Genomic DNA, 21,281 nt, shown 5'->3' with positions numbered 1-21,281 from the left:
AGTGGGCTATCTCTACGCTCTCCTCGCGTCGCTGCTCTTCGGCCTCAACGGCAGCACCACCAAGGTGATCGTGGATGCGGGCCTGTCCCCGGCTCAGCTGACCTTCTTCCGGGTCACGGTCGTCGCCCTCCTGGCCGGCGGTCTGTTGCTCGTGACCAACCGGCGGGCGTTCCGCATCAGCCTGCGCCAGCTCGCGGTAATGGCCATCCTGGGGGTGGCCGGGGTCGCCCTGATCCAGTGGTTCTACGCAGTGGCGATCAGTCTGCTGCCGGTGGGCATCGCGCTCATGCTCGAGTACACCGGGGTGCTGATCGTCGCCCTGGTCGCCCGGTTCGTCTTCAAGGAGCGGGTCAAATCCCGCATCTGGCTGGCCATCGGCTGCGTTCTGATCGGCATGGCCGTCGTCGCCCAGATCTGGGCCAGCACCCTCTCTGAATTGGGTGTGCTGGCGGGAATCCTCGCCGCAATCTGCCTGGCAGTGTATTTCCTGGTCGGGGAGCGGCAGGTCGCCGCGACCTCGCCACTGGCCGTGTCGTTCTGGTCCATGCTTTTCGCCAGCGCGTTCTGGCTCGTGTTCAGCGCCTGGTGGCAGGTCGAGCCGCAGACCCTGGTTCAGGATGTCGCGTTGAACGGCAACCTCGGGGCGGTGTCTCTCCCGCTGTGGCTGCTGACGCTGTGGAACGGCGTGTTCGGCTCCTTCGCCCCGTATCTGTTCTCGTACATGGCGCTCGGCCGACTGACTGCCACGGCGGCCGGCATCGTGTCTGCCTCGGAGGTGATCTTCGCCTTCGCGTTCGCGTTCCTCTGGCTCGGCGAGTCCCTCGACGGGCTGCAGATGGCGGGGGTGGTCCTTGTGCTCGCGGGCATCGTCGTCGCCCAGACCGCACGTCCGAACCGGGTTGTGGACCTCGACCTGGCCAGCCAGGACATGGTTTTGCTGAACGGACCTCTGCGGTAGCGCCGAAACCACTGTCGGTGGCTCTCCGTAGCCTGAGGGGACCCTCACCCGCGTACGGTCGATCTCGGAGAATTCCATGTCCACACCAGCGTCCCCACTTCCCCGACTGCCGGTCATCCGCGGTCTGCAGTTTGTTCCCGTGAAAGACGGCCTCTGGCGGGTCTCGAACCGGTCCGGCATGGTGCTCGGGCACATCGAGCGGCGCACCGAGGTCGACGGCGACCACTTCGCCGCGCGGCGCCTGCTCGCCGCCACCCGCACAATGAACGTCGGTTCGTTCTGGCGCATTGACGACGCGGCCGACTGCTTCCGCTGACTGCGCGCACCTCTCCGCAGGGCACGCCGCGCCGCTCCCGGAGATCGGGACGAGACGCCGGTAAAGTGCGCTCATGCAGTGGTGGAATAGTTTCGTATCCTGGCTCACGGCAGCCAGCAATCAGTCCATGGTTTTCAGCGCCGTGGTGCTCATCGTCTCGATCGTCGTCGCAAGCCTTCTGGCGGCGGTGATCTCCCGCGGGGCGATCAAACGCCTCTTGGCGCAGAACGACCGGGCTCTCAAGGCGGCCGTGATCGGCACCCTCGTGGATGCCGCGACCGAGGCATCCGTCTGGAACTCGCTCACGCCGCAGGAGCAGGTCATGGCGGACCGCGCGGTGGGCCAGGCCGACGTGCAGCTGCGCCTCCTGCCGATCAAGGGTTCGGGCGTCGCCGCGAACTGGGCCGCGCATCAACTCGCTGAGCTCAAGCGCACCTCGGCCACGTTCGGGTACCAGCTCGAGCCCGCGCTGCTCGAGTTCCGCGACCGCCTGGTCGAATGGCAGGACAAGCCGGGCCGCACCCGCAAGATCTTCCAGAGCGACCTCGACCGGTGGAAGATCTCCAAGAACAGCACCGAGAAGAACCTCCTCGCCGAGCAGGATGCCTGGACCGCCCAGCAGCACCACGACCAGTTCACCGCCGCGCCGGCCGCGCCCGTGCCTGCCCCGCTACAATATGCGTCTGGAACGGCCTCGGCGTCGACGGAGACCCAGCGCCTCCTCGACGACGTGCAGGCACTGGAAGTGCGCCCCACCCCGCTCCAGAGCTAGACGTCCGTGAGCCGCCGCCGCGCTCCCGAGCGAGGCGGCGGCTCACAGCTCTCACGAGTCAGCGCCACCACTCGTCGAACATCGATGCCGGGACCTGGCGCTTGTGCTCGGTGCCGAGGTAGCGGTTCTCGATCGTCTCGGCGACGAGATCGTCGACGGGCAGCCCTTCCAGGAAGTCGTCGATCTGCTCGTACCGCAACCCCAGGTTGGCCTCGTCGGTCTGGCCGGGGTTGTCGTCGAGAAGGTCGGCAGTCGGTGCCTTGAGGTATAACCGGTCCGGCGCCCCCAGCTCGACCAGAAGCGCTCGCCCCTGACGCTTGGTCAGTCCGGTCAGCGGCAGGATGTCCGTGCCGCCGTCGCCGTACTTGGTGAAGAATCCCGTGACCGCCTCGGCGGCGTGGTCGGTGCCCACGACCAGCAGGCCGGCCGAGCCGGCGAGGGCATACTGGGCGACCATGCGCACCCGGGCCTTGACGTTTCCCTTGTCGAAGTCCGGCAGCGGGCGGCCCGTCGCATCGGCGAATTCCGCTTCGATGCCGTCGACGGCGCGCTTGATGTCGAAGGTGACGGTCGACGCAGGACGAATGAATTCCAGGGCGAGCTGCGCGTCCTCCTCGTCCCGCTGCACCCGGTACGGCAGGCGCACGGCCTGGAAGATGGCCGAATGTCCCGCCTCGGCGAGCTGCTCCACGGCCAGCTGGCACAGACGGCCGGCCAGGCTGGAATCCTGACCCCCGCTGATGCCGAGCACGAGGCCCTGTGCCCCCGTTCGGACCAGGTAGTCCGCGAGGAACTGCACTCTGCGGCGAACCTCGGAGGATGCATCGATATGGGGGGACACGTTCAGCTCCGCGATGATTCGCGCCTGTAGTTCTCGCATTTCCCGAATCTACCAAACCGAGGGTAGAGCAACAGGATTCACGGGTGTTGTGCGGTGCCCCCGGTAGGAATCGAACCTACGACAAGCGGATTAGAAGGCCGCTGCTCTATCCACTGAGCTACGGGGGCGAAGAACGATCAACGATACCGCAGACCCGGCCCGCCGGCGCTCAAACGGCCTTCGCGGCCGCCACGAGCACCTGGGCGAGTGTCGGCACACCCGTGGCCCGGAAGACCTCGATCCCGGCCGCGTCCCGGATGATCACCGTGGGGGTGATCCGGATGCCGTCGGCCTCGGCTTCCGCGACGTCCCGCACCACGTCGAGCTCACGCACGGTCGCCTGAGGCACGAGGCGTTCGACCTCGGCCAGGACTGCCCGGGTCTGCATGCAGGGCTCACAGAAGGCGGAGGAGAAGTACGTCAATTCCATGCGAGGTAGTCTACGGAGCGCACGTCTCAGTCGCACCGCTGCCGGGATCAGCGCAACAGGGCCGGTCGGCGTCCGCCGTTAGACTCGGCACATGAAAAAAAGTAGTGACCGGTTGGTGTGGATTGACTGCGAGATGACCGGTTTGGACATTGATTCCGACGAGTTGGTGGAGATCGCTGTAGTGATCACCGATTACGACCTGAACATCATCGACCCGGGACTCGACCTCATCATCAAGCCGAATCAGGCGTCGCTGGAGAACATGAACGACTTCGTGCGCAACATGCACGAGACCAGCGGGCTGATCAACGAGATCCCGAACGGAATCAGCGCCGCCGAGGCCGAGACCCTGGTGCTGGAATACGTACTGCAGTTCATCCCGGCCGAGCAGAGGGCTCCGCTGGCGGGAAATTCCATCGGCACCGACCGGGCCTTCCTGATGAAATTTATGCCTCGCCTCGACGCCCAGCTGCACTACCGCAACGTCGACGTGTCCTCGATCAAGGAACTCGCACGCCGCTGGTACCCTCGGGTGTACTTCAACGCCCCCGCGAAAGACGGCGGACACCGCGCCCTGGCTGACATCCTCGAATCCATCCGCGAACTGGCGTACTACCGCCAAACCGTGTTCGTGGCCGACCCCGGGCCGTCCAGCCAACAGGCGAAGAACAGCGCGGCCGAAGCCGTGAACATTTTCGCTGCGAACATGTAATACACTTGTCAAGTTGCCTTCTCTGTGAGAAAGCAGCGCATGGTGGGTATAGCTCAGCTGGTAGAGCATCCGGTTGTGGTCCGGAAGGCCGCGGGTTCAAGCCCCGTTACTCACCCCAATTGAAACACGCAGAAACAGTCCATCGAACGCGCGACCGGGCCCTCGGATTCGGCCGCGCGTTCGCATTTCCGGCATCGAAACGCCGCACCGAAATGGTGTCCTCGCCTCGGCCTTCCCGCGGTCCAACGGCGTCCGGGACAGCTGAAAGGGATCTCTCCATGCGTGCTCGTTTCGCCCTCCCCGCCGTCGCTGCGGTGGCCGCCCTCCTGCTCACCGGCTGCGTCGACAACACTGTGCCGGTTCCCGGAGCCGACGCCACCGCGCCCGCCAAGACCGTGACCGAAGATGCCGCCGCCTCGGCGCTGCTCCCGGAGAAGGTCCGCGCCTCCGACACGCTCGTGATCGGCACGAGCCCGAATTACTCCCCCAACGAGTTCAAGGACGATTCCGGCAACCCGATCGGCTGGGGAGTCGAACTCGGCGCCGCGGTTGCCGCGAAGTTGGGTCTGACCGCCGACTACAAGGTCGCGAATTTCGACACCATCATCCCGAGCATCATCGGCGGCGAGATGGACCTGGGAAACTCGTCCTTCACCGTCAACCTGAAGCGCCAGGAGCAGGTCGACTTCGTCAACTACTACACGGCCGGCATCCAGTGGGCCTCCGCCACCGGCACCACCGTCGACCCCGACGGCGCCTGCGGCCTGAAGATCGCCGTGCAGTCCACCACCTACGAGGACACCGATGAAATCCCGGCCAAGAGCGCCGCATGCGTCGCCGCCGGAAAGCCCCCGATCGACAAGCTCAAGTTCGACACCCAGGACCTGGCCACGAACGCCACTGTGCTCGGCCAGGCCGACGCCTTCAGCGCAGACTCCCCGGTCACCCTCTACGCGATCCAGCAGACCGCGGGCAAGCTGCAGAAGGCCGGCACCTCCTTCGACGAGGCACCGTACGGCATGGCCGTGGCGAAGGACTCCGGGATGGCAGCGGCCGTGCAGGCTGCCCTGCAGTCCATGGTCGACGACGGCTCCTACGGCGAGATCCTCAAGACCTGGGGCGTCACCGACGGCGGCCTGAGCACCATCACGATCAACGGCTGACCGGCTCCCTGAGAGGCTGAACGAATGTGAGATGCTGAACGGATGCCGCAGCTGACTCACGAGGAGTTCCAGCGTCTCGTCGTCGACGAGCTCGACCTCCTGCCCGACGACATGGTCGACGGCCTGGACAACGTGATCTTCGTGGTCGAGGACCGACCCGAAGACGGCACGATGGACACCCTCGGGCTCTATGACGGGGTTGCCCTGACCGAGCGCGGGCAGTACGGCTTCGGTGAGATGCCGGACCGGATCGTGCTCTACCGGGAGCCGCTGCTGGACCTCTGCGCGGATCTCGGGGAGTTGCGCGACCAGGTGCACATCACTCTGGTGCATGAGATCGCCCATTTCTACGGCATCGACGACGACAGGCTGCACGACCTCGGCTGGGGATGACCAACCACCGTTAGCCTTGCGTCATGAGTAGATCCCGGCCTGCCCGCGTCATCGGCGCCACGGTCGGCGCCCTCGTCATCCTGTCCGTCGGCGTCTACGGGCCGGCCACCCTACTGGGGCCGTTGCCTGAGGCCACCGCCACGCTGGTCACGCCGGCGGCCCGCGAGTCGGTTCCGTTCCCGCCCGCGCTGCCGGCCACCGGCGGCAGCGCCGTCATCGGCCTGGCCACGGTCACACCCGATCCGGCCTTCCCGGAGACGACGGCGCTGGACGCCGACGCTCTCGCCACCACCCTGCCTCTCGCCGTGGCCGGCACGGCCGAACCGCTGCCGATGGCCGCGGCGACGAAGATCGTGACCGCCCTGGTCGTGCTCGACGCGAAACCGCTGACCCTTGGTGAGACGGGGCCTCAGATCCCGATCACGGCCGCGGATTACCAGGACTACATCGACTACGGAAATTCCGGTGCCCGCACCGTCGTGGTCTTCCCGGGCGAACTGTGGACCGAGACCGAGCTGCTCCAGGCGATGATCCTCGGCTCCAGCAACAATCACGCCGACACGCTGGCGCGTTGGGCCTTCGGCTCCCTCGACGCCTACAGCGCCGCCGCCAACGCCTGGCTGGGCAAGCAGGGCCTCGACGGCACTCGTGTCGCCGACGCCACCGGGCTCAACGACGAAAGCGTCGGAACGGCCACCGACCTTGCCCGGCTGGCCGGCCTGGCCGCCGCCGACCCGGTGATCGGTGCCATCCTCTCCCAGCCGGCCTCCGCCCTGGTGGGCCAGCGCGGCGTGGACAACACCACGGCGTTCCTGGCCGAGGAGGGCGTCACCGGCATCACCCGCAGCTACACGGACGGGGCGGGCGTCTGTTTTCTCTTCACCGGTCAGGTGCAGGGCCCGGACTCGACCTACACCTTTGCCGGTGCCCTGCTCGGCGAACCCGATTACGACACCCTGACCAGTGACGTCACCGCCCTGATGGAGAGCGCCCGCGCCGGGGTACGCGAGCTGCCAACCCTCGCCCAGGGTGACGCCTACGTGGAGTTCAGCACACCGTGGGGGGCCGAGGCCTCCGGAACCGTGCGCACGGCCACGACGACGTACGGCTGGCAGGCCCAGGCGCCGGGCGACGCGGAGGTGATCCTGGAGACGGTGTCGACCGGCCGGGCGGGCAAGACCGTCGGCCGGGTCACGGTGGAGACCGGGGGCACCGAGGTGACGTCGACGCTGGTGCTCGACCGCACGATCAGCGCGCCGGGCCTCGGTTGGCGGCTCCTGCACCCCGTGCCGATGATCTCGGCGCTGATCGCCGCGGACCGCTAGCGGCGAAAGGCTGCCGCGACCGCCCGCCGGCTACTGGTCTGCGGCTACTCGCGCTCGCCGGTCGGCAGGAACGGGTCGCTCTCGCCCGCGTCGAACCGGTAGCGCACGTGCACGCGGCCCTGCACATCGCGCACGTCCTCCTCGTCGTACCAGAACAGCGTTTCGACCCCCTCGACGGCGGCCATCATGCTGACCCGGGCGTCATGTTTGCCCTGGATCAGCACCCGGGTGTCGACCTGGCCCGCGAGGGGACCGTCAATGAATTCCGCGGTGTAAACGACATTTTCAGCACCTTGATCAGCCATACCTCCAACCTAGTCCCGGGCACCGACTTACGGGCGACGGATGTCCGGGGTCCCGGCCAGCCGGATCGTCGCCTGCCGCTCGGGCGCCTCCCGCTCTCGGTAAGCGTCCCAGCCCGCTTCCCACTGGTCCCAGTGCGACCGGAACAGTTCGCCGTCCCGGGCGAGGGCCCGCTGCTTGCGGATGCGGTCGTCGGCGGCCAGCCAGACCCGGATGTCGCTGAGTGGCGCGTGGGCGGCCGCCAGGGTTCCGCACCCCTCCACGATCAGCGGGCGGGCCGGGTCGACCGGGTGCCATTCTGCCAACTCGCGCCGCTCCCAGTCATAGCGCCGCCAGGCGGCGGGCCGGCCCAGTCTTCTCGGGGCGAGCACCTGTTCGCGCAGGTGCGTGACGGCGGCGTCCAGCCCCTGCCAGCCGGGGTAGATGTCGTCCAGCCGCACCAGGGTGGGCCGGAGCGGTCCCGGCCAGGCGACGACGAGCGCGTCGGCGAGGGTGCTCTTGCCGGCGCCGCTCGGCCCGTCGATGAGAACGACGGGCGCCATCCCGGCGGCGGCAAGGTCGCGGAGCACGGGGGCCAGCAGCATCCGTCGGTCACCGACCGGATCGGGGGCGGCCGGTTCGAGGGCGGCCGTGGGCAGATCAGGTGAGGACAAAGTTCCAGCTTCCCGTCGCCACGGAGACGCTCACCGAGAGCAGGGCCACGGCCAGACCGATGCCGACCAGGGCCACCTCGCGCCCCCGGAAGCTGGAGGGGCGGGCCCAGGTGCGCCGCACCGAGGCGCCGAACCCGCGGGCCTCCATCGCCGTCGCGAGTTTGCTGCCGCGCCGGATCGACAGCACCAGCAGGGCGAAGGCCTGGCTGAGCAGCCGGCGCAGGACGCCGCGGTCCGCGATGCCGCGGGCCCGCCGGGCCAGTTCGAGGGCGCGCCAGTCCTCGAGGAACAGGCCGACCAGGCGCAGCCCGGCCAGACCGCCAAGCACGAAGCGGGCCGGCAGTTTCACGACTTGGCCGAGGCCGTCGGCCAGGTCGGTGGGGTCGACGGTCACGAAGAGCACGACCGACGGCAGTCCGATGGCGAGGATGCGCAGGGTCGTGGCGATGGCCAGCTCGAGTGATCCCTCGGTCACGTTCACCAGCCCGAAAGACCAATAGACCGCCCCGGCCGCCTGCCCGTAGAGCAGGGTGGTGACGCCGGCGGTGGGTGCGGCGATCCAGACCGGCAGGGTGCGCACCGCGAAGGCCTTCAGGGACAGCCCGGCCCAGAAGAAGAGCACGAACTCGCAGGCGAGGGCGACGACTGCGGAGACCCAGTCGATGGTGAGGATGAGCACGCCCGCCAGCAGCAGCGCGGCGGCCAGCTTCGCGACCGGGTTGATCCGGAAGATGGCCTGGGTTCCCCGGGCAGGCGTCAGCACGCTCACCGGGACACCGCCGCCCGCGGCGTGACGCTGCGGCCGGCCCGCCCGGTCAGATGGTACTCCCGGTCAGCCAGGGCGACCACGAAGTCGGTGTCGTGCGAGACGGCGACCACCGCGGTGCCCTCCCGCAGGAGTTCGTCGAGCAGGGCCACGATCTCCCGCCAGGTGCGCAGGTCCTGGCCGAAGGTGGGCTCGTCGAGCATGAGCAGTCGTGGCTGGGTGGCCAGCACGGTGCCCACCGACAGCCGACGTTTCTCTCCGCCGGAGAGGGTGAACGGGTTCGCCTCGGCCAGGTGGTCCAGGCGCAGGCGCTGCAGCACCTCGTCGACCCGGGCATTGATGTTCGCCTCCGGCCGTTTGAGGGCGCGCGGCCCTACGGCGAGTTCGGCCCGCACGGTGGCGGCCACGAACTGGTGCTCCGGGCTCTGGAACACGGTGCCGATGCGGGTGAGCAGCTGGCGGGACTTCCAGCGGATCGGTTCCTCGTCGGCCCCGCCGGCGAACTCCGGGCTCGCGAGAACCGCTCCCCCGGCCGGTTTCAGCAGGCCGGCGAGGGTGAGCATCAGGGTCGATTTGCCGGCGCCGTTCGGTCCGGTGACTGCCAGAGCGGTGCCGGCGTGCACCGTGAGGTCGATGTCCCGGGCGAGCACGCCGGCGCGCGTGCGCGCGACCGCGAGGCCGGGCGTGCGGAGCAGAGGGACCGAGCCGGGCGCCGACGCCGAGCTGGTCTCGCGCCGCGATGCAGTCAGGCCGTTGCCCCGCCCGGGCACCCAGACACCCGCGGCCGCGAGCCGTTCCCCCTGCCTGGTCAGCACGTCGTCGGGATGGCCGTCGGCCAGCACTCCCCCGGCCGCGTCGAGCACGATCACCCGGTTCACAAGGTTCTGCCAGACGGCGACCCGATGTTCGATCACGATGAACGTCGCCGCGGAGTTCTCGAGCACGCGGGCAACGGAATCGCGCACATCCAGCACGCTTCCAGGGTCGAGATTCGCTGTGGGTTCGTCGAGCAGCAGCAGCCCCGGCCGCATCGCCAGCACCCCAGCGAGGGCGAGGCGCTGCTTCTGTCCACCCGACAGCGACGACGTCGGATGGCTGAGCGGCAGGTTCAGGCCGACCATGTCCAGGGCGTCGCTCACCCGGCGCCAGATCTCTTCGCGGGGCACCCCCAGGTTCTCGCAGCCGAAGGCGACGTCGTCGCCCACCCGCGCCAGGATCACCTGGGAGTCAGGGTCCTGCAGCAGCAGCCCGGCCTGGCCGCGCGCTGCGGTCGGCTCGGCGCCGTTTACAAGCAGCTGACCGCGCTGCTCGCCCTCCTCGTCGCCGCCGAGAACCCCGGCGAGGGCGTGCAGCAGAGTGGATTTGCCGGCCCCGGAGGCGCCGAGCAGCAGCACGCGCTCGCCCGGCTCGATTCTCAGGTCGAGGCCGTTGACGGCCCAGCCCCGCCGCCCGGCATGCCGCCATCCCCAGCCGCGGGCCACGACGGACGCTCCCGAGACGGATGCCGCTGCTGCCGGTGTCATCGCCGTCCCCCTAGACCTGGGTGCGGTTCGATCGCCCGGCGGCGAACCGCGACAGTGCCCCGGTGCGGGCGAGGCCACGCATGGCCAGCCAGGACAGCAGTCCGGCCACGACAATGCCGGAGACGATCGAGGAGGCGGTGTAGATGGTGATGAAGGGAACGGCCGATCCGGGGTACCAGAGCAACAGGTCGTTGACGGCGAGGGCAAGGCCGGCACCCGCGCCGGCGAGCAGGGCCACGACGAGGCGGTAGTTGGCGTAGAAGAACAGCGCGAAGACCAGCTCCGCGCCGAGACCCTGCACCAGGCCGGAGACCAGGATGGTGGCTCCCCAGGCGGTGCCGCCGACCAGAGTCGACACGACCGCCGCCAGCAGCTCGGTGTAGAGCGCGGCGCCGGGTTTGCGGATGATGAGGCCGCCGAGCACGCCGGCGAACAGCCATCCGCCGCCCAGGAGAGCCTGCAGGCCCGGCAGCAGCGGGGTGAGCAGGCCGCTGAGCGGGTTGTACGCCTGGTTCCAGACGACGAAGATGAGCCCGCTGGCCACGCCGATGACACTGGCGATGACGATGTCGACGACCCGCCACCGGAAGTTACGCGGCTGGCGGGACGTGGTGGAGGTGAGAAGAGTTGTTGTAGCGTGCACTGGTCGTGCCCTTTCCGTAGATGGTTCCAGGGCACGGGAACGAGAAAATTTGCCTCCCTGCGCTGGCATGATCCAGATCAGGTTCGACGGTCGAAGCTTCAGAAGCTTCCTCTCAGCCCGGTTGACCGGACTCCCGTGTTCGATTCAAGTATAGACCTCGGCCTAGACTCGCGGGATGGAGTCCTCGCCTCGCCCCCGCATCACTGTCGGGCGCGAATGACGTTCACCGTTCCCCTGATCCTCGCCGGGCTGTTGCTTCTGTTGCTGCGCCACTTCATTTTGCGGCGACGACGGATGCGACGCGGGCTACCCGTGCGCGGACCCTGGCACATCCCCCGCAGCTGGCGGGAAGGGCCGGGCTCCCGCCAGCGGCTGGGACGCTGGCGGTGTAACTGGCGCGGGCGGCGTTGACCGCCCGAACGCGGTACGCTCGACGTGGTGTGTCGGGAAGTCTGGTCGACAGCAATGTCCGTGTGCCACAAAATCCTGATTGACTGAGGCTCGTCCATGCCGAAACCACCACCTCTTCCTCCCACCCCGAAACTTAACGTCTTTCGCCGCAGCAGCTATCCCGAGTACCTGCACGTCTCGACGATCCTGCGCAAAGAGACCGTGGGCGGCGCTCTCCTGCTGGTGGCGACGGTTCTCGCGCTGACCCTGGCCAACACCGGGGCCTCCGATTTCTACTATGCGGTGCGGGACTTTCAGATCGGCTACGAGCCGTGGCACCTCAATCTGAGCCTCGGCGCGTGGGCCGCCGACGGACTCCTGGCGATCTTCTTCTTCATTGCCGGGCTCGAACTCAAGCGTGAGTTCGTCGCCGGCGATCTGCGCACCTTCAGCCGCGCGGTCGTCCCGGTCGCCGCGGCCGTCGGCGGCGTCATCGTTCCGGCTGTGATCTTCACCGCGATCGTGTTCAGCTCGGGGCCGGAAATGTTACGAGGCTGGGCCATCCCCACCGCCACCGACATCGCCTTCGCCGTGGCCGTGCTCGCCGTGATCGGCTCCAAACTGCCCAGCGCTCTGCGCATCTTCCTGCTGACCCTGGCCGTGGTCGACGACCTGCTCGCCATCGCCATCATCGCCTTCTTCTATTCCGGCGACCTCCAGCCTGTTCTGCTGCTGCTCGCCATCGTGCCGCTGAGCCTCTTCGCCTTTCTGGCGCATACGCACTCCTATCTGTTCGGCACCACCAGGTGGGCCGCGGGCGCCGTTCTGCTGCCGCTCGGCCTCGCCACCTGGGTTCTCGTGCACGGCTCCGGCATCCACGCCACGGTGGCCGGAGTGCTGCTCGGCTTCGCCGTGCCCGTGCTGCGCAGCCGACGTGGCGGCGGACCCGACGCCGGCCCGGGCCTGGCGCAGAACCTCGAGCACCGCATCCGCCCGCTCTCGGCCGGTTTCGCCGTGCCGGTGTTCGCATTCTTCTCCGCCGGGGTCACGATCGGCGGCGTGTCAGGCCTGACAACGGCCCTCACCGACCCGGTCGCGATCGGAATCGTCGTAGCCCTGGTGGTGGGCAAGCCGGTTGGCATCATGCTCGCCACCTGGCTGGTCACCAAGACCACCCGGGGCGCCCTTGACCCGGACCTGGCCTGGGTGGATGTGATCGGCGTCGCCATGCTCGCCGGTGTCGGCTTCACGGTGTCGCTGCTGATCAGCGAGCTGGCTTTCGGGCAGGGTAGTCCGCACGACGAACACGCCAAGGTGGCTATCCTGACCGGTTCGCTGCTGGCGGCACTACTCGCGACCGTGGTGCTGCGGAGCCGCAACCGGCACTACGGGCGCATCGCCGCCAAAGAGGCACTCGACGCCGACAACGACGGCGTCCCAGACGTGTTCGGGGCCGATCCGGCTCGCGACGAGCGGTTCGGCGGGCACTGACAGGGCCGGAGCGCACCCAGCCGCCCAACTCCCTCAGCCGGAGTGTCTGCTGGTCGTCACGGGCGGAACGCCGTGCCCGGCACCGAACCAATTCGACGGAGATTCATCGATCAACACCCGTTTTTGAGCCCAAACGCGCTGTTCAGGGCACAATCTCCGTCGAATTCGTTCAGGACGGATGTGCCGCAGGTCCGCGGACTCGAAAGACGCGGCGGTTAGAGCCTACGTTCATCCACCGCGTCGCTGTCCGCGGGAAAACGCGCGTCGGAATCGGGAACAAGCGCAACGGAGCCCGCGATCCGCGAACCCCCCTCAACCTCGGTTATGGAGACTCACTCATCGAGCTGGCCGGCGGGCACTGATAGCGCCGGAGCGCAGTCAGCAGCCCGACATCCTCAGTCGGAGTGGCTGGGCGACCGGGCGGCTGGGAGCCTGCGCTGCTAGCGTTTGAGCGCGCGGACTACGCGGGAGACCGCCTTGCCGGCCACCCAGAGGAACGGGATGCCGACCGCGAGCAACGAGATGACGTTGGGCTCGAAGCGCACCGTCGTGCCCGATTTGACGTAGGCGCCGATCGGCAGGGATGCCCCGCCGCCCCCGCCGCCGGACCCGCTGCCGGTGGCGGCGGAGTCACCCTCGCCACCGCCGAAGCCGTAGTAGACGAGAGCAACGGGAATCAGGGTGACGCCGTCCACCTGGACCGGATCACCGTAGGCCGACCTGACGCCGGCGGTACGAGAGATATCTGCGAGCTTCTCTGGAAGGCTAGTCATGGATTCAGGCTACCCCCTGTCTGGTTTGCGGTTGCCTGATCAGAGTGGGCCTGATCAGGGTGTGTCCGGATCCAGCAGCGACGCCGGGCGCACCGTGCCGCGCCCGAACCTTGCGGTGACCGAGTCCACGGCCCGTTCGGCTCCCCGCCAGTCGTCGTCGGGGTCCCAGAGACCGGTGCCAGTGCCGTCGCCACCGCTGAGCTGCTCAACGCGCACGCCGATGAGGCGCACCCGGATGCCGGAGGCCGCCAGAGCCTCGAAGCTGGCAGCCACCTCCTCGTAGATCCGGCGTCCGACGCTGGTCGGTTCCGACAGGGTGCGGGAGCGGGTGACGGTGCTGAAGTCGGTGTAGCGCACCTTGAGCACCACGCAGCGGCCGACGAGGCCTGCGCGGCGCAGCCGGGCAGCCACCGCAACGGACTGCCGCAGCAGTTCGCTACGGAGCCGGGCGACATCCGTCACGTCGTATTCGAAGGTGACCTCGTGGCCGACACTTTTCTCCTCGTGCTCCACCGTGACCACCCGAGGGTCCCTCCCCCAGGCAAGCTCGTGCAGCTTGCGGCCCGACGCGTCGCCCACGCACTTCTGCAACACCGCGAGCGGGGTGCGGGCGAGGTCACCGATCTGACGCAGGCCCTGCCCGAGAAGCGCCTGCTCGGTCGTGGCGCCGACCCCCCACAGGGTGCCGACGGGCAACGGATGCAGGAATGCGAGGGTCTCGTCGGCGGGGATCACGAGCAGGCCGTCGGGTTTCGCCCGGCCCGACGCCATCTTGGCGACGAACTTCGTGCTCGCCGCACCGACCGAGCAGGTGAGTCCGGTTTCGGCCTTGACCCGGGCCCGGATCTTTGCGCCGATCTCGGCCGGGGTGCCGTGCAGGCGCCGGGCACCCGCCACGTCGAGGAAGGCCTCGTCGATGCCCAGCTGCTCGACCAGCGGCGTGAACTCTTCGAAGATGCGCATCACCCGGTCGGAGTATTCCTTGTACCGCCCCATGTGCGGTTCGAGCACCACCGCCTCCGGGCAGCGCCGCAGGGCGAGCGCCATGGGCATGGCCGAATTGACGCCGTAGCGCCGGGCCACGTAGTTCGCCGCCGTGACCACCGAGCGCCCGGACCGGTGCCCCACGATCACCGGGCGGTGCACCAGTTCGGGGTGATCGAGAAGTTCGACTGACGCGAAGAACGCGTCCAGGTCGATGTGGAGCAGGGTCGCGGTGCTGTCGTCGACCGCGCCTGTCGAGACCGTGCGATCGCTGCCGTCCTGCCTGCTCATGCGTCCTGCCTGCTCATGCGTCCTGCCTGCTCATGGAGAGACCCTAACCCGGACCGGCGACAGGCCGCGACCGATTCCGCGACGGGAGAACGTAAACAGCGCCGGGGCGGAATGCACGGTGACGGAATGCACGGGGACTGATGCCGGTTGTAGCGTTGCAGGGGCATCCGTTCCACCCGTTCTACCGAGGGAGTCCCATGACGCATGACTGGCTTGCGCTGCAGAAACAGGCCGCCGAGGAGTTCGGGGCCCGCGTCGACATGATCACCGACTGGGCCGCCGCCACACCGGACACCGAGTGGACCGTGACCGAGTTGGTGCGCCACGTGGTGCTGGAACAGCAGTGGGTCCCCGCGCTGCTGCGCGGCCTCTCGGTGCTCGACGCCCGGCGCTCACTCACCCCGCTGGGCCCGGACCTCGCGAAGGAATGGGCCATCTACTCGGCGCTGGCGGCCGCAGCCTGGGCAACGACCCCGGCCGACGCACCGGTGACCCTGTCGTATGACACGGTAGCGGCATCCGACTACCTGCGCGAGCAGGTCTCCGACGTCACGATCCATTCCTGGGACCTGGCGCGGGCAACGGCCGCCGACGAGTCCCTCGACCCGGCCCTGATCGAGGCGGTCTGGACGGTGTTCGAGCCCCAGCGGGACACCCTCGAGGCCAGCGGCCTCTTCGCCTCCCCGATACCATCCGACGAGAACGCGCCCCTGCAGACGCGGCTGCTCGCCCTGACCGGCCGGGATCCGCGCCGGCCGTAGCCCGCGGGCTGCACCTGCCAGGCGTGGGGCTAGCGGCTCTCCTTTTCCGAGCCGGTAATGCGTTGGGCGATGTAGATCGAAACGATCGACACCAGCACCAGCACCAGCACCACGGCGATGACGTTGACGATCGGTGCCTGGCTGGGGCGAAACAGGTTGTCCAGAATCCAGATCGGCAGGGTCTTGATGCCCGCCCCCGCGGTGAAGGTCGTCACCGTCTGGTAGAGCGAACCGGAGCACGGTGATGATGTTATCGAGCGTCCAGGACCGTGTGGTGGTGCCCGTGAAGCTGTCGACCGTCCACAGAGAGGTGATCAGCGGGGCGGCGAGGGCAACGAGGGCAACGATGTAGATCAGGCCGAGCCAGAGCAGAGGGGTGGACAGCATCAGCGTCAGGCGAAGCCGCGGATGCCGGCTCAGCGTGATCGAACCCCGCCGGGCGAGCGTGTCCCGGTGCGGCGGCACCGGCATCCGTTGCCCCGGCGACGCCGTGTCACCCGTCATGATTCCTCCGATTCGGCTCGGCCGGATGGGGATGCCGCGCTAACCCTTGATCTCCTGCCAGGCGGTCGTCCAGTCGGAGTAGTCGGTGCACTTCACATCGGTGCGGCCGTCGAGGCAGTCCTCAATGGGAGTGGACCAGTACCAGATCTGCGCCGCGTACTCCTCGTCGCCGGCGTGGGAGATCTCGCACTGGTCGGGGCTCACCGTGAAGTCGCAGGGGCTCTGGTTGCCGCCCAGCCCGGAGCACCCGTCGCGGCCGTAGTCACTTACTTCGGAGATTGTCGCAACACGCCGCCCAGACCGGCTCCCAAACCGGCGTTTCCCCAAAAATCTCCGTAATACCGCGAGGACGGATGCGGGTGGCGCGCCCCATCACGGATGCCCGAAGCAGGCCCCGCAGCGAGCACCACTCCTCCTCCGCAATATGAGTTTGATCGGGTTATCCACTGGGCACTGACGGTCGCCGACCTGGGGCATCGAATGTCAGTGGGTACCCGTAACGTCTCCCTCATGAAGCCCATATATAGCGAGCAGTCCGAGACCCGGTGGAGCTTCGTGCCCCTGCCCGGCAGAACCCTGCAGTGGACCTCACCGACCGGGCGCACCCTCCTCAGCGAACCGGCCACGAACATCCGTGCACCGGAAAAAGGGCCGAATAGGAGCCGGCCGTGCGGCAGGCGCACACGAAACAACCGGCGCCGTTCTGAGCGGAATTGCGGCCACCTCAAGCACGGCGGCTCGGGAGCAGCGTTAGGCGATCGAGGTTCCGAAGAGAAGACCCAGCAGATAGGTGACGCCGGCGGCACCGAAACCGATGATGAGCTGACGGATGGCGCGCCGCCAGGGCGGCCCGCCCGAGAGCAGCCCGACGATGGCGCCAGTGGCCAGCAGGGCGAGCCCCACGAGCACGGCTGCCGCGATGACCGCGGTGATCCCGTCGAGGCCGAACAGATACGGCAGCACCGGCAGGATCGCCCCGGAGGCGAAGAAGCAGAAGCTCGACGTGGCCGCTCCGATTCCCGTGCCGATGGCTTCGTGCTCGTCGACCGCCGGAGCCAGGCCGCCGGTCTTCTTGACGTCGACCGGGCCGGTCGCGATGGCCACCGTGCGCAGAACCTCGCGTGCATGGATCTCCGCTTTCTCCGGGGGCATCCCCTGCGCGCGATAGACCAGGGTCAGTTCGTTCGCAGCCAAATCGAGATGGGCCAGCACGTTCCGGGAGGCCGGATTCGGCGTTGAGGCTTCGAGCAGCTCACGCTGGGACCGTACCGAGACATATTCGCCGGCACCCATCGAGAGTGCCCCGGCGAGAAGACCGGCGATACCGGTGAAGAGGATCGTGGCGGCGGGCACTCCGGTGGCGCCGATGCCCAGCACCAGGGCCAGGTTGCTGACGAGGCCGTCGTTGATCCCGAAGACCGCGGCTCTGAACGTGCCAGCCAGCCGCTGCCGGCCGCGAGCGGCCAGCCCACGCACGACCTCCTCGTGGATGCGCTCGTCGGCGGCCATGGTGTCTGTGGCGTCGGCATCGGCGTCATACGGGGAGCGGGCCTCGGCACGCTGGGCGAGGGCAAGCACGAAAACCGATCCGAACCTGCGGGCCAGGAACCCCAGAAAACGGGTGCGGATCGCTCCCCGGTGTGGGGCTCCGACCTGGTCACCGAGAAGGTGCCGCCAGTGCTGTTCGTGGCGCCCCTCGGCGTCGGCCAGAGCCAGCAGGATCTCGCGTTCCTCGCCGCTACGGCGTCCGGCGAGGTCGCGGTACACCGTCGCTTCGGCCCGTTCGTCTGCCAGGTAGCGGCGCCAGCGACGGATGTCCCGCGCGGTGGCCGGGCGCTTCTGCTCCACGACGGTTACGCCTCGGGGGCGGCTTCGAGCGAGCTCTGCGCCACCCGAGCCGACGCGTGCGGGCCAGAACCGTCGAGACCGTAGAAGGGTTCGTCGAATTCCACGATCCATACGGTTTCCCGTCCGGAAACGGGGGCGTACAGGGCCGCGCCCTGGAGTTCTCCGGCCGCCACAATCACGCCGCTCGGGTCTTCGGCGTCGGCGTCCGGATACCGACCACGGTCCAAGCGCACCACGACCTGCGCTCCCACACCGAGGGCACCCGGCTGGGAACCGGGGTACCCGTCGGCGGCAGGTTGGCGCGTGTTCCCGAGGCCCATTACTCGGCCGCTCCGGCACGCTCGAGCACGAGCTCGCGCACGCGCGCGGCATCCGCTTGTCCGCGCATGGCCTTCATAACGGCGCCGATCACGGCTCCGGCCGCCTGAACCTTGCCGTCGCGGATCTTGGCCAGAACATCGGGCTGGGCGGCCAGAGCCTCATCGATCGCCGCGATCAGCGCGCCATCGTCCGAGACGACCGCGAGACCGCGGGACTCGACGACCTCGAGCGGAGTGCCCTCGCCGCCGATGACGCCCTCGAGCACCTGCCGGGCCAGGCGGTCGGTGAGCGTTCCGGCCACGACGAGTTCGATCAGTGCGGCGACCTGCGCCGGCTGCACAAGCGAGTCGGCGGACACACCGGAGGCGTTCGCAAGGCGGGCAACCTCGCCGGTCCACCACTTGCGGGCGGCCTGGGCTGCGGCGCCGGCTGCGATGGTTGCCTCGACGACGTCGAGGAGGTCGGAGTTGACGACATCCTGAAATTCGAGGTTGGCGAAGCCCCATTCGGCCTGAAGCCGCTTGCGGCGGGCGGCCGGAGGCTCCGGCAGGGTGGCGCGGAGTTCTTCCACCCATTCCCGCGACGGGGCCACGGGAACGAGGTCGGGCTCCGGGAAGTACCGGTAGTCGTCGGCGTCGGACTTGGGCCGGCCGGCCGAAGTGATGCCGGTGTCCTCATGCCAGTGCCGGGTCTCCTGAGTGATGGTTCCACCGGCGTGCAGCAGGGCCGCCTGACGCTGGATCTCGTACCGCACGGCCCGCTCGACCGAACGCAGCGAGTTCACGTTCTTGGTCTCGGTGCGCGTACCGAGCACATTCGAGCCGCGCGGGCGCAGGGACACGTTCGCGTCGCAACGCACGTTGCCCTCTTCCATCCGGGCGTTGGAGACGCCGAGCGCTTTCACGATCTCGCGGATGGCGGCAACGTAGGTGCGGCCGATCTCGGGTGAGTCCGCCTCACCGCCCTCGATCATCTGGGTGACGATCTCGACCAGCGGCACTCCGCCGCGGTTGTAGTCGACCAGCGAGTAGTCGGCACCCTGGATGCGACCGGTCGCCCCACCCACGTGGGTGAGCTTGCCGGCGTCGTCCTCCATGTGGGCGCGCTCGATGTCGACCGTGACCAGGCGTCCGCTTTCGAGTTCGATCGTGAGCTGACCGTTGAACGCGATCGGCTCGTCGTACTGCGAAGTCTGGAAGTTCTTCGCGGTGTCCGGATAGAAGTAGTTCTTGCGGGCGAACCGCGAGTATTCCGCGATCTCACAGCCGAGGGCGAGCCCTAAACGGATGCTCGATTCGATGGCCTTCGCGTTCACCTGCGGCAGCCCTCCGGGCAGACCCAGGCAGGTGGGGCAGGTGTTGGTGTTGGCACCCTGGCCGAATTCGTTTGCGCAGCCGCAGAACATCTTTGTTTTGGTGTTGAGCTCGACGTGCACCTCAAAGCCGAGCACCGGCTCGAACAGCTCCAGGGCCTTGTCGTAGTCCATCAGTTCGGCCTTCTTCATCAGACGGCTCCCTCTGTGCTCGTGAACGCTGTGCTTGTGGCTGTGCCGGCGAACATTTCTCTCCGCGCCAGTTCCGGCGCCCGGCTGAGGAGGGTGTGCCCCCAGGATGCTTCGAGCAGCGCCTCGACGGCGGCTCCGAAGCTGTAGAGACGAGCATCCATTTTCGCGGGCGCCATGATCTGAAGGCCGACCGGCAGGCCGTCCTCGCGCGCGAGTCCCATCGGCAGGCTCATGCCGGGGACCCCGGCAAGGTTGGCCGGGATCGTGGTGACGTCGTTGAGGTACATGGCCATCGGGTCGGCCATCTTCTCGCCGAACTTGAACGCGGTGGTCGGCGCACTCGGCGACACCAGCACGTCGACCTTCGAGAAGGCCGCGTCGAAGTCGCGCTGGATCAGCGTGCGCACCTTCTGCGCACTGCCGTAGTAGGCGTCGTAGTAGCCGGCACTGAGGGCGTAGGTGCCGAGAATGATGCGGCGCTTGACCTCGGGGCCGAAGCCCGCGTCGCGCGTGGCCGCCATGACCCGTTCGCTGGTCAGCGGGCCGTCTTCCGGGTTGACCCGGATGCCGAAGCGCACCGAGTCGAAGCGCGCCAGGTTGCTCGACGCTTCCGCCGGGAGGATCAGATAGTAGGCAGCGATCGCATACTCGAAGCTGGGGGCGGAAATCTCGACGATCTCGGCGCCCGCCGCGGAAAGCAACGTGAGGGTCTCGGTGAAGCGCTGCTCAACTCCGGCCTGAAATCCGTCGCCGCTCAGCTCCTTGATCACGCCGACCCGCACCCCCGTGAGCGCCCCGTCGGCGAGGCCGGCGCGTGCGGCGGCCGCCATCGAGGGCCAGGTGTCCGTGAGCGACGTCGAGTCGAGCGGGTCGTGCCCGCCGATCACGTCGTGCAGCAGGGCGGCGTCGAGCACCGTGCGGGTCACCGGGCCGACCTGATCGAGCGAGGATGCGAGAGCGATCGAGCCGTAGCGGGACACACCGCCGTAGGTGGGCTTGACGCCGACCGAGCCGGTGACGGCGGCCGGCTGGCGGATCGAGCCGCCGGTGTCGCTGCCGAGCGCCAGCGGCGCCTCGAAGGAGCTGACCGCGGCCGCGGAGCCACCGCCGGAGCCGCCGGGGATCCGGTCGTAGTCCCACGGGTTGTGCGTCGGGCCGTAGGCGGAGAATTCGGTCGACGAGCCCATCGCGAACTCGTCCATGTTGGTCTTGCCGAGCAAAATCAGCCCGGCGTCGCGCACGCGCCTGACCACGGTGGCGTCGTACGGGGGGATCCAGCCCTCGAGGATCTTGGAACCGGCGGTCGAGGGCATGTCGATGGTGGCGAGCACGTCCTTGATGGCGATCGGAACCCCGGCGAGCGGCCCGAGCACCTCGCCGGCGGCACGCCGGGCGTCGACGCGGGCTGCGGCGGCGAGCGCGGCCTCACCGGCCACGTGGAGGAACGCGTGCACACCGGTGTCGACGGCCGCGATCTGGTCCAGGTGAGCCTGGGTCACCTCGACGGAGCTGATGGACCGTTCGACAAGCAGACCCGAGAGGTCGGCGGCGGACAGCTTGATCACGTTGGTCATGGA

The 21,281-nt window shown here is 68.4% G+C and carries 24 protein-coding genes, 2 tRNA genes and 1 riboswitch; of the genes, 10 read left to right on the top strand and 16 right to left on the bottom strand.

Translation table 11 applies throughout. The features are described 5' to 3' along the window. Position 1: 1 nt before the first annotated feature. The 3 genes from E3O28_RS14720 to E3O28_RS14710 all read left to right on the top strand — a co-directional run bounded on the left by E3O28_RS14720 (position 2) and on the right by E3O28_RS14710 (position 2,046). On the top strand, positions 2–958 hold the full coding sequence (locus E3O28_RS14720) for a DMT family transporter (RefSeq protein WP_134343111.1): 957 nt from the start codon (positions 2–4) through the stop codon (positions 956–958). 76 nt (positions 959–1,034) lie between these two features. After that, the gene (locus E3O28_RS14715; RefSeq protein ID WP_104103281.1) at positions 1,035–1,274 is read left to right on the top strand and encodes a DNA mismatch repair protein; all 240 of its coding nucleotides are present in this window, start codon (positions 1,035–1,037) and stop codon (positions 1,272–1,274) included. 73 nt (positions 1,275–1,347) lie between these two features. Further along, positions 1,348–2,046: a hypothetical protein gene (locus E3O28_RS14710; protein ID WP_134416596.1), complete on the top strand. Its 699-nt coding sequence runs from the start codon at positions 1,348–1,350 to the stop codon at positions 2,044–2,046. A 58-nt stretch (positions 2,047–2,104) separates the two neighbouring features. Here E3O28_RS14710 and nadE read toward each other — a convergent pair whose 3' ends face one another. From nadE to E3O28_RS14695, 3 genes are all read right to left on the bottom strand, one after another. Beyond that, entirely contained in the window at positions 2,105–2,926 is an 822-nt protein-coding gene (nadE, locus tag E3O28_RS14705) for an ammonia-dependent NAD(+) synthetase (RefSeq protein WP_104103276.1), read from the bottom strand. Positions 2,927–2,981: 55 nt separating this feature from the next. Beyond that, positions 2,982–3,054: transfer RNA gene (locus E3O28_RS14700), tRNA-Arg, on the bottom strand. A 41-nt stretch (positions 3,055–3,095) separates the two neighbouring features. Continuing rightward, positions 3,096–3,356, bottom strand: a complete 261-nt coding sequence (locus tag E3O28_RS14695) for a thioredoxin family protein (protein ID WP_104103273.1) — start codon at positions 3,354–3,356, stop codon at positions 3,096–3,098. 91 nt (positions 3,357–3,447) lie between these two features. Here E3O28_RS14695 and orn point away from each other — a divergent pair, with 91 nt between their 5' ends. From orn to E3O28_RS14670, 5 genes are all read left to right on the top strand, one after another. Continuing rightward, positions 3,448–4,068: an oligoribonuclease gene (gene orn, locus E3O28_RS14690; protein ID WP_104103271.1), complete on the top strand. Its 621-nt coding sequence runs from the start codon at positions 3,448–3,450 to the stop codon at positions 4,066–4,068. Positions 4,069–4,110: 42 nt separating this feature from the next. Next, a tRNA-His gene (locus E3O28_RS14685) sits at positions 4,111–4,186 on the top strand. Between the two features lie 160 nt (positions 4,187–4,346). Continuing rightward, entirely contained in the window at positions 4,347–5,231 is an 885-nt protein-coding gene (locus tag E3O28_RS14680; RefSeq protein ID WP_166784844.1) for an ABC transporter substrate-binding protein, read from the top strand. 42 nt (positions 5,232–5,273) lie between these two features. After that, a complete protein-coding gene (locus E3O28_RS14675) occupies positions 5,274–5,624 on the top strand; it encodes a metallopeptidase family protein (protein WP_134416594.1) in 351 nt (116 codons plus the stop codon). Between the two features lie 23 nt (positions 5,625–5,647). Further along, positions 5,648–6,949, top strand: coding sequence for a hypothetical protein (locus E3O28_RS14670; protein ID WP_134400925.1), 1,302 nt, complete (start codon positions 5,648–5,650; stop codon positions 6,947–6,949). Between the two features lie 44 nt (positions 6,950–6,993). Here the strand turns inward: E3O28_RS14670 and E3O28_RS14665 are convergent, their stop codons facing one another. Genes E3O28_RS14665 through E3O28_RS14645 form a run of 5 tightly spaced genes read right to left on the bottom strand, consistent with a single transcriptional unit; the run spans position 6,994 to position 10,837 of the window. Beyond that, positions 6,994–7,254, bottom strand: coding sequence for a hypothetical protein (locus E3O28_RS14665; RefSeq protein ID WP_104103259.1), 261 nt, complete (start codon positions 7,252–7,254; stop codon positions 6,994–6,996). Between the two features lie 27 nt (positions 7,255–7,281). Continuing rightward, positions 7,282–7,905, bottom strand: coding sequence for an ATP-binding protein (locus tag E3O28_RS14660; RefSeq protein WP_241973150.1), 624 nt, complete (start codon positions 7,903–7,905; stop codon positions 7,282–7,284). Further along, positions 7,892–8,674, bottom strand: coding sequence for an energy-coupling factor transporter transmembrane component T (locus E3O28_RS14655; protein WP_134343107.1), 783 nt, complete (start codon positions 8,672–8,674; stop codon positions 7,892–7,894). Before E3O28_RS14655 ends, E3O28_RS14660 begins: the two co-directional genes overlap by 14 nt. Next, positions 8,671–10,194 carry an ABC transporter ATP-binding protein gene (locus E3O28_RS14650; RefSeq protein ID WP_134416592.1) on the bottom strand — a complete coding sequence of 508 codons (1,524 nt, stop codon included), beginning with the start codon at positions 10,192–10,194 and terminating at the stop codon, positions 8,671–8,673. Before E3O28_RS14650 ends, E3O28_RS14655 begins: the two co-directional genes overlap by 4 nt. A gap of 10 nt (positions 10,195–10,204) precedes the next feature. Beyond that, entirely contained in the window at positions 10,205–10,837 is a 633-nt protein-coding gene (locus E3O28_RS14645) for an ECF transporter S component (RefSeq protein ID WP_104103251.1), read from the bottom strand. A 37-nt stretch (positions 10,838–10,874) separates the two neighbouring features. Then, positions 10,875–10,984, bottom strand: a riboswitch (TPP riboswitch). A gap of 360 nt (positions 10,985–11,344) precedes the next feature. On the opposite strand from E3O28_RS14645, the gene nhaA reads away from it, so the two are divergent. Then, positions 11,345–12,718, top strand: coding sequence for a Na+/H+ antiporter NhaA (nhaA, locus tag E3O28_RS14640; RefSeq protein ID WP_134416590.1), 1,374 nt, complete (start codon positions 11,345–11,347; stop codon positions 12,716–12,718). 440 nt (positions 12,719–13,158) lie between these two features. Here the strand turns inward: nhaA and E3O28_RS14635 are convergent, their stop codons facing one another. After that, entirely contained in the window at positions 13,159–13,491 is a 333-nt protein-coding gene (locus tag E3O28_RS14635; RefSeq protein ID WP_134416588.1) for a hypothetical protein, read from the bottom strand. 54 nt (positions 13,492–13,545) lie between these two features. Beyond that, complete coding sequence (locus E3O28_RS14630; protein ID WP_134343104.1) at positions 13,546–14,766, bottom strand: DNA polymerase IV; 1,221 nt, start codon at positions 14,764–14,766, stop codon at positions 13,546–13,548. A gap of 197 nt (positions 14,767–14,963) precedes the next feature. Here E3O28_RS14630 and E3O28_RS14625 point away from each other — a divergent pair, with 197 nt between their 5' ends. Further along, positions 14,964–15,527 carry a TIGR03086 family metal-binding protein gene (locus E3O28_RS14625; RefSeq protein ID WP_104103241.1) on the top strand — a complete coding sequence of 188 codons (564 nt, stop codon included), beginning with the start codon at positions 14,964–14,966 and terminating at the stop codon, positions 15,525–15,527. Between the two features lie 29 nt (positions 15,528–15,556). Here the strand turns inward: E3O28_RS14625 and E3O28_RS14620 are convergent, their stop codons facing one another. The 6 genes from E3O28_RS14620 to gatA all read right to left on the bottom strand — a co-directional run bounded on the left by E3O28_RS14620 (position 15,557) and on the right by gatA (position 21,278). Next, complete coding sequence (locus E3O28_RS14620; RefSeq protein ID WP_241973149.1) at positions 15,557–15,742, bottom strand: hypothetical protein; 186 nt, start codon at positions 15,740–15,742, stop codon at positions 15,557–15,559. Between the two features lie 328 nt (positions 15,743–16,070). Beyond that, on the bottom strand, positions 16,071–16,235 hold the full coding sequence (locus tag E3O28_RS14615) for a hypothetical protein (protein WP_198411617.1): 165 nt from the start codon (positions 16,233–16,235) through the stop codon (positions 16,071–16,073). A 546-nt stretch (positions 16,236–16,781) separates the two neighbouring features. Next, positions 16,782–17,879, bottom strand: coding sequence for a VIT1/CCC1 transporter family protein (locus tag E3O28_RS14610; RefSeq protein WP_233191537.1), 1,098 nt, complete (start codon positions 17,877–17,879; stop codon positions 16,782–16,784). A 5-nt stretch (positions 17,880–17,884) separates the two neighbouring features. Beyond that, positions 17,885–18,199, bottom strand: coding sequence for a hypothetical protein (locus tag E3O28_RS14605; RefSeq protein ID WP_134400921.1), 315 nt, complete (start codon positions 18,197–18,199; stop codon positions 17,885–17,887). Beyond that, complete coding sequence (gene gatB, locus E3O28_RS14600; RefSeq protein ID WP_104103236.1) at positions 18,199–19,704, bottom strand: Asp-tRNA(Asn)/Glu-tRNA(Gln) amidotransferase subunit GatB; 1,506 nt, start codon at positions 19,702–19,704, stop codon at positions 18,199–18,201. The genes E3O28_RS14605 and gatB overlap by 1 nt, the downstream gene beginning before the upstream one ends. Beyond that, positions 19,704–21,278, bottom strand: a complete 1,575-nt coding sequence (gene gatA, locus E3O28_RS14595) for an Asp-tRNA(Asn)/Glu-tRNA(Gln) amidotransferase subunit GatA (protein ID WP_134416586.1) — start codon at positions 21,276–21,278, stop codon at positions 19,704–19,706. Before gatA ends, gatB begins: the two co-directional genes overlap by 1 nt. Positions 21,279–21,281: the final 3 nt, after the last annotated feature.

It is taken from the genome of Cryobacterium sp. TMT2-14 (assembly GCF_004402465.1).
In the GTDB taxonomy this organism is placed as follows: Bacteria; Actinomycetota; Actinomycetes; order Actinomycetales; family Microbacteriaceae; genus Cryobacterium; species Cryobacterium sandaracinum.
Note: the sequence above shows the minus strand (reverse complement) of the source record. Positions and strands in the feature narration are given on the sequence as shown.